Here is a 6,000-nt window from a genome sequence, read left to right as displayed (position 1 = left end):
GAGAACTATTTACAGCGTCATTAAAAACAAAACACCATATCGTCAGGATTATATATGTCTTGATCCGAGAGAGAAAAATATTAATAGCTCCACTAATAAAGTGGCTTAAAAACTTGTAATTAATTAGAGTATATGAAACTTTTCTTATTATTAATTTCTCTTGGCAGTATATTTCAATGTTACGCAGGTGATTACATTCGTTATCACCATGAAATACATAGTATTGAACAGAATACTAGTAAGGGAGATTACCAGCTTAGTTTAGATTTATATTACGACGTTTTTAATAGATATGATAATCTGTTCTATAAAGATATACACAATGCTTGCATGTGTGCTATTAAAGTAAAGGACTTTGAAAAAGCTATAGAATGTGCTATTGAGCTGGTTAAAAAAGGCTATACGCTTAATGATTTTGATGAAGAGTATTTTGTAGAGTTAAAGGGTAATCAAAAGGTGTGGAAAGCTTTTTTAAAAAGGTATAAGAATTTAAGACAACAATACCTTGGTTCCATAGATCAAGATGAGCGAAGTTTTTATGAAAAAAACTATGTGTTAGATCAGAAAGCTGCTTCTATAGGCAATATTGCAAAACAGGACTCTATCTTTTTTATTCTTGCAGGTAAATTATCAAATCATTTATCTCAACATGGTTTTCCTTCCATTTTTCTTTGCAAAGATACTCTTAATCATAAATTACATGTTATGCTCCGACACTACTGTGGCTTGTATAATCGAAAAAAAAATGATGAAAATCTAAAGCAAGATCCACAGTATACACTTTATGCTGATAACATTATTAAACCTATAGTTGATAAGGCTTTGCATGATGGTTTAATTTTACCACATGTATACATGAGTATTGTTAGTTATTATGATGATAATCCTTTTGGAGAAGTGGCTCTGAAAATAGATGTTGATAATGAAATTATATATCCATTTATAAAAGGAAAGCAAGAGGATGTAGAATGCATCAATAGTTTGCGAAGTAAAGTGGGGATGAAGGCAATAATTAATTGCAACGATACGGTAAGTTTGGCTAACACATGGTATGCTCATTATCCTTTTAAAGAAGTTAAGTTAGCCATGGAAACTTGCGATACATGCAACACTTTTCTCGATTATATGGCCTTACATGTTTCGATTGAAGCTCGAGTAAGAGATGATTATAGAGGTAAAAATAGAGATGGATTTATTTTATCAAACAATTTTGAGGCAATGGAAACATATTATCAATTTAGCTTCATGAATAATTTGAAGAAGAATGGTATTAATAATAAGTGAACAGAACGATTTCTTTACTAGTAGGGTGATGCAATGGCTTGATTATTACGATGTAACGAAGGTTGTGAGAGTTAATGAAAATACCGAAATAGGTATTGAATATATTTCGGAGAAAAACATCACTTTAAATATTAACGGGCAGCCTTTAAATTTTGATGAAATTTCATACTATTGGTATCGAAGAGGTAATTTGAATTTACTTTTGGATTACTTTTTAGATAAGCTTTCAAATCGACAACTTAAAAGTCAAGTTAAGCGCTTTCTTCAATATGAGTGGCAGAAGCTTTCAGAATATCTTTATTATCAATTAAATAAAAAACCATCACTAGGGAATTATGGCAAGTCGGCTACTAATAAGTTAATTAATTTGGATATAGCGCAATTATGTGGTTTAAAAGTACCTAAATTTGTAATTTCAAATAAGCACAATGTCGCAAAGGATTTTATAAGTCGTACTGATTCTATTACAAAGCCGATTGGCGAGGTGCTTCCTATTTACTTGAAAAATGGGCATTATAAAATGTTGACAAGTGGAGTAAGCGCTGATAAATTATTGGATGATAATCCTGCTTTTCCATCTCAATATCAGCAGAAAATACTTAAAGCTTATGAGATACGAACTTTTATTGTGCATGATGAGCTTTATTCGATGGCCATTTATTCGCAGTGCAACAATAAAACGTGTATCGATTATCGCAATTACGATTTCACCCATATGAATCGTATGGTGCCATACAAGCTTCCTATTTCCATCCAAAAACAACTCATAAGTTTTATGGGGGAGGTGGGGTTGGATACAGGCTCAATTGATTTAATTAAATCTATTGATGGGGATTACTATTTTCTCGAAGTAAATCCAGCTGGAAACATTGAAATGGTAAGTGATAGTTGTAATTATAATATTGAGAAACGGATTGCAGAAATAATAAGAGATGAGTGTGAAAAAAAAGACTGCTGATTTGGTAAATATTCAATGCTTACCTACTTGCCTTAGAAATAGTGTGTTTACATCATACAAAGGTTTGGTTTATTACAGTGAAGTGCCAAAATATCAGACCTGTAAGCACCGTGTCGTACGCTATTATAAACCTATTAGTAAAATGTTTTGTTTTGAGTGATCATCAGTATATAAATCTTTTTGCTGACTGTAAGATTGTGCGAGGTTTTACCCAAAGCGTAATAATTGATTTAAGCCGCAATAAGTATTACAAGCTTCCTAATGAGTTTATTAATGTTTTGAGTAATTATTTAGGTAAAACACTATCAAAACTAAAAGCCGATTTCGACGGAGCAGAATTAAGTTCTATTATGCAAGGAGTTAATTTGTAGTATAATAAGGAGTTAATCTTCTATGGTTCTTCTATTATTCAGGATAGATTTCCTGTTTTGGAGGATAAATATTTATCGCCATACGTTATTGAGAATGTAATTATTGATGTTAAGCCACATTCACATCATGATTTTGACTATATAAAGGAGGTATTGGGGAAATTTAGTATTCGGGTAATGCAGTTAAGATTCTTTGGTGAATTTAATTTTGGACTGATAGTAAGTGTTTTAACAATATTTAAAGCTGCAAATATTGAAAGTATTGAAGTGATAGTGTCGGATTTATTTAAGCATATTCAACTACAAAAAATTGTGAAAGCAAGTAATAAGTTAACAAGCTTGTATCTTTTTAATTCTAGTCGTGATAGAACGCTCACTCAGGATCAATGTATTATCGTTTTTGTTAAAGAGAGCGTTATGGGCTCACATTCATGTGGAAAAGTATCACATGGAAATTTAACATGTAATAAAAGTCTTTTTTACGAGGCACAGCACATTAATACTTGTCTCAATAAAAAAATATCAATTGATAGTGCAGGGCAGGTGAAAAACTGCCCAAGTATGATACAGACATTTGGACGATACGATGATGTTGATTTTAGTAAACTAATAAATAGTGACGAGTACAAGTTGCTATGGAATATTACTAAAGATGAAATAAGTGTTTGTAAGGATTGTGAGTATAGGTACATGTGCACCGATTGTCGTGTTTTCCTTTCTGAACCAAGTAATATCTACTCTAAACCAAGTAAATGTTCCTATAATCCATACCTTGGACTATGGCGTGGTGATGATGGGTGGATTTCATCAGAAGACTGGTTAAAAGAAAAGTAGGTTTTATTAAGTCTTGTGTGCATTCAATTTCAATCTAGTACTAATAATTTCACAAAGGCGGTACTGTTCATGTTCATTAGTAGAGTTGAGTAATTTATCCTGATTAATATGCATGTTTCTATTTATAGGGACAGCGCTTGATGAAGAGGTTTGTTTGTTTGTTTTTATCACTCTTTACATTATTGAGTACGATTTGTAAAAATTGTAAAGAGGTTGATTATTCGTAATTATGATGTATTGTTAAGTTGGAGTTCTGATATTTGTCATTTTTTTGTTAAATAATCTCAACTAAAATTGTACTGGGAATTTTTTATGGGTTAAAAGGTTTGGGATCAGACAATGTTGCTCATTGCTAAAAGTAGGGTGTACCTATTTTAAGTAGTGATGCACTAGAGTTTATATTTTTAACTTAACCTAACGAATGAAATTTATTACCCAAATGGAGCGCTACGAGCGCATCATTAATCTTACAAAACGACAAGCCACTGGCACACCTGCTGAGTTGGCTCAACGCTTAAATATTTCGGAGAGTACCTTGTTTGAGCACATTAAAGTGCTTAAAAGCCGAGGGGCCGAAATCAATTACTGCCCGTGCAGGCGTAGTTATCTATTGTATAACGAATTTACCATTGCCTTTGGCTGTTCCAATACTGAATTAGCTAAAATTAAAGGTGGACATTCATTTTTTTCTTCGCTCCGAAAAAATAGGAGTAGGGTCGTTTATGTTTGTGGTGCGTTTGATTAAACTGGCCAGTGAGACGAATGCCCCGGATAGCTTTAACGGGATTTTTAAAGCAATTAAAATTATATAAAGATGAATAGAATTAATGTTTTAAATGAGTCTAAGTTTGATAGGTTAACTAATGATGAGTTGCGTTCAACAAAAGGAGGACTTTGTATTTCTTGTAAAAAGCGTGACAGAAAAGTAGAAATTGGGTTGAAAAATGAAGTGAAGTATGAGTCTTCATCTAATGCATGGACTTATACCGGCACTCTAACTTTTTAATTTAAATATATACCACTCTTTATTTTAAAGAGTGGGTTTTTAGGACTTTATGGTAAAGAAATATTTATATAGTTATATTTTATGTTGTATTTTGTTGGTGCAAATTGTTAATTGTCAATCTGTTAATAATGATGTTTTTTTTAATGACCTGAATTGTTTAAGAAAAGAAAACTTCAAACGTTCTTGGGACGCTTTCGAAAATTATACTCCTATGAAACTAACAGCAAGAGATAATGAAAATTTCATTGAAAAGGTTGATAGTTTATTGTTGATTATTGGTACGGATTCTATAAAAGAAACACAGGTGATTTATTATTATAAACTTGCTTTTTCTGATGTTACTAGAAAGGATCCTCATTTTAGAATCTATCCAGAATTACGGGTTAAAAATAAAAGGTTGAAGGCAAAAGATATTAACGTTCTGCCGTTTTCTTTGATGTGTATCAACGATACGCTTATTGTTAATCAATCTTTGTGTAAAGATGTAGATAAAGGTGATCGTATCATTGAATTAGATGGCATATCTGCAAGTACATTGCTTGGGTTTACCTATCGCGATAGATATATGAATACCATTTTGATGCAGATGCAAAATCATTTTCATTTCTCATCAAATTATAATTTGATACTAGAACGGCGTGGTAAAAAGATTAAATTAGTCTGTGATGGAATTTCTCTTAAAGTGTATAATGAAAATTTCATTAAGGAAAAAGTAGAATGCCGCATTTATGATGATATTGGATATATTCGATTTGATCAGTTTCATAATAATGGAAATATAATTAAGAGCTTCAATAAATTAATATATGATGTAAAGAAAAAAAGGGGGAATTCCATTATTATTGATTTACGGCGTAATATTGGTGGAAGTGGAGATCGGTTTGATGATTTGATCTCTATTTTTTGTGATAAAAATGAAGTGCCATATCAAAAAGGAGTTAAGTTGAAAGTATCTGAAGCAACCTTCGACTATGGTTTTTCGAGAGATTCAATCGGAAAAATTGTTTCGTTACCTGATTCAATGTTTATATCAAAGATCCCTCTTAATCCTAAGTTGTATATGGGAGATTATGATTACTATGTTCTGGTTAGTAGGAATACACATTCGCAAGCGTCAACATTTACAAATATTATTCAATATAATAAGCTAGGTAGGATTGTTGGAGAAAATTTGCAAAAAAATGCACTTCGTTATGGAGAAGTTATGTCTGCAAAGTTCTTAAAGTCGGTGAGTTATATTTCTACCGTTGAATACGATGAATATACAAATGCCATTGATGGTATTTTAAAACCAGATATTGAAATACCATACATAGCAAGTAAATACATGCAGGGTGGTGATCCTGTTTTAGAAAAATTAATAGATATAATTAAGAGCACAAATGAAAAGAATTGATATAATAATTGAGCGCAAAGAAAACCGATTGACTAAGGCAGAACTTAATAAAATTAAGGGAGGAATCTGCTTGCTTTGTAAGAAAAGGTATAAAATGTGGAGTAAGTTAGATGATAAAATCACTATTGAGTCAGTAGGTGATTCTAATCTT

General features: G+C 31.6%; 7 protein-coding genes. All 7 read left to right on the top strand.

What is annotated here, in order from left to right:
- The first annotated feature begins 132 nt into the window (after positions 1-132).
- The 7 genes from FNN09_RS16555 (at position 133) to FNN09_RS16525 (ending at position 5,849) form a co-directional block, all read left to right on the top strand.
- Positions 133-1,284: a hypothetical protein gene (locus FNN09_RS16555; RefSeq protein WP_143303588.1), complete on the top strand. Its 1,152-nt coding sequence runs from the start codon at positions 133-135 to the stop codon at positions 1,282-1,284.
- Positions 1,265-2,242 (top strand): grasp-with-spasm system ATP-grasp peptide maturase, encoded by a 978-nt coding sequence (gwsG, locus tag FNN09_RS16550; RefSeq protein WP_143303586.1) that lies wholly within the window; start codon positions 1,265-1,267, stop codon positions 2,240-2,242. The genes FNN09_RS16555 and gwsG overlap by 20 nt, the downstream gene beginning before the upstream one ends.
- Positions 2,243-2,394: 152 nt before the next feature.
- Positions 2,395-2,613: a hypothetical protein gene (locus FNN09_RS16545; RefSeq protein WP_143303584.1), complete on the top strand. Its 219-nt coding sequence runs from the start codon at positions 2,395-2,397 to the stop codon at positions 2,611-2,613.
- Positions 2,614-2,628: 15 nt separating this feature from the next.
- Positions 2,629-3,447: a grasp-with-spasm system SPASM domain peptide maturase gene (gene gwsS, locus FNN09_RS16540; RefSeq protein ID WP_143303582.1), complete on the top strand. Its 819-nt coding sequence runs from the start codon at positions 2,629-2,631 to the stop codon at positions 3,445-3,447.
- Positions 3,448-3,868: 421 nt separating this feature from the next.
- Positions 3,869-4,192 carry a winged helix-turn-helix domain-containing protein gene (locus FNN09_RS16535; protein ID WP_143303580.1) on the top strand — a complete coding sequence of 108 codons (324 nt, stop codon included), beginning with the start codon at positions 3,869-3,871 and terminating at the stop codon, positions 4,190-4,192.
- 69 nt (positions 4,193-4,261) lie between these two features.
- Positions 4,262-4,453 (top strand): hypothetical protein, encoded by a 192-nt coding sequence (locus tag FNN09_RS16530; RefSeq protein ID WP_143303578.1) that lies wholly within the window; start codon positions 4,262-4,264, stop codon positions 4,451-4,453.
- A gap of 211 nt (positions 4,454-4,664) precedes the next feature.
- Positions 4,665-5,849, top strand: coding sequence for a S41 family peptidase (locus FNN09_RS16525; RefSeq protein ID WP_185969044.1), 1,185 nt, complete (start codon positions 4,665-4,667; stop codon positions 5,847-5,849).
- Positions 5,850-6,000: the final 151 nt, after the last annotated feature.

It is taken from the genome of Carboxylicivirga sp. M1479 (genome assembly GCF_007097485.1).
GTDB lineage: Bacteria > Bacteroidota > Bacteroidia > Bacteroidales > Marinilabiliaceae > Carboxylicivirga.
Note: the sequence above shows the minus strand (reverse complement) of the source record. Positions and strands in the feature narration are given on the sequence as shown.

Excerpts from the sequence above, each read along its gene's own strand:
- FNN09_RS16555 (WP_143303588.1), top strand. The coding sequence starts at position 133 with ATGAAACTTTTCTTATTATTAATTTCTCTTGGCAGTATATTTCAATGT.
- gwsG (WP_143303586.1), top strand. The coding sequence starts at position 1,265 with ATGGTATTAATAATAAGTGAACAGAACGATTTCTTTACTAGTAGGGTG.
- FNN09_RS16535 (WP_143303580.1), top strand. The coding sequence starts at position 3,869 with ATGAAATTTATTACCCAAATGGAGCGCTACGAGCGCATCATTAATCTT.
- FNN09_RS16530 (WP_143303578.1), top strand. The coding sequence starts at position 4,262 with ATGAATAGAATTAATGTTTTAAATGAGTCTAAGTTTGATAGGTTAACT.
- FNN09_RS16525 (WP_185969044.1), top strand. The coding sequence starts at position 4,665 with ATGAAACTAACAGCAAGAGATAATGAAAATTTCATTGAAAAGGTTGAT.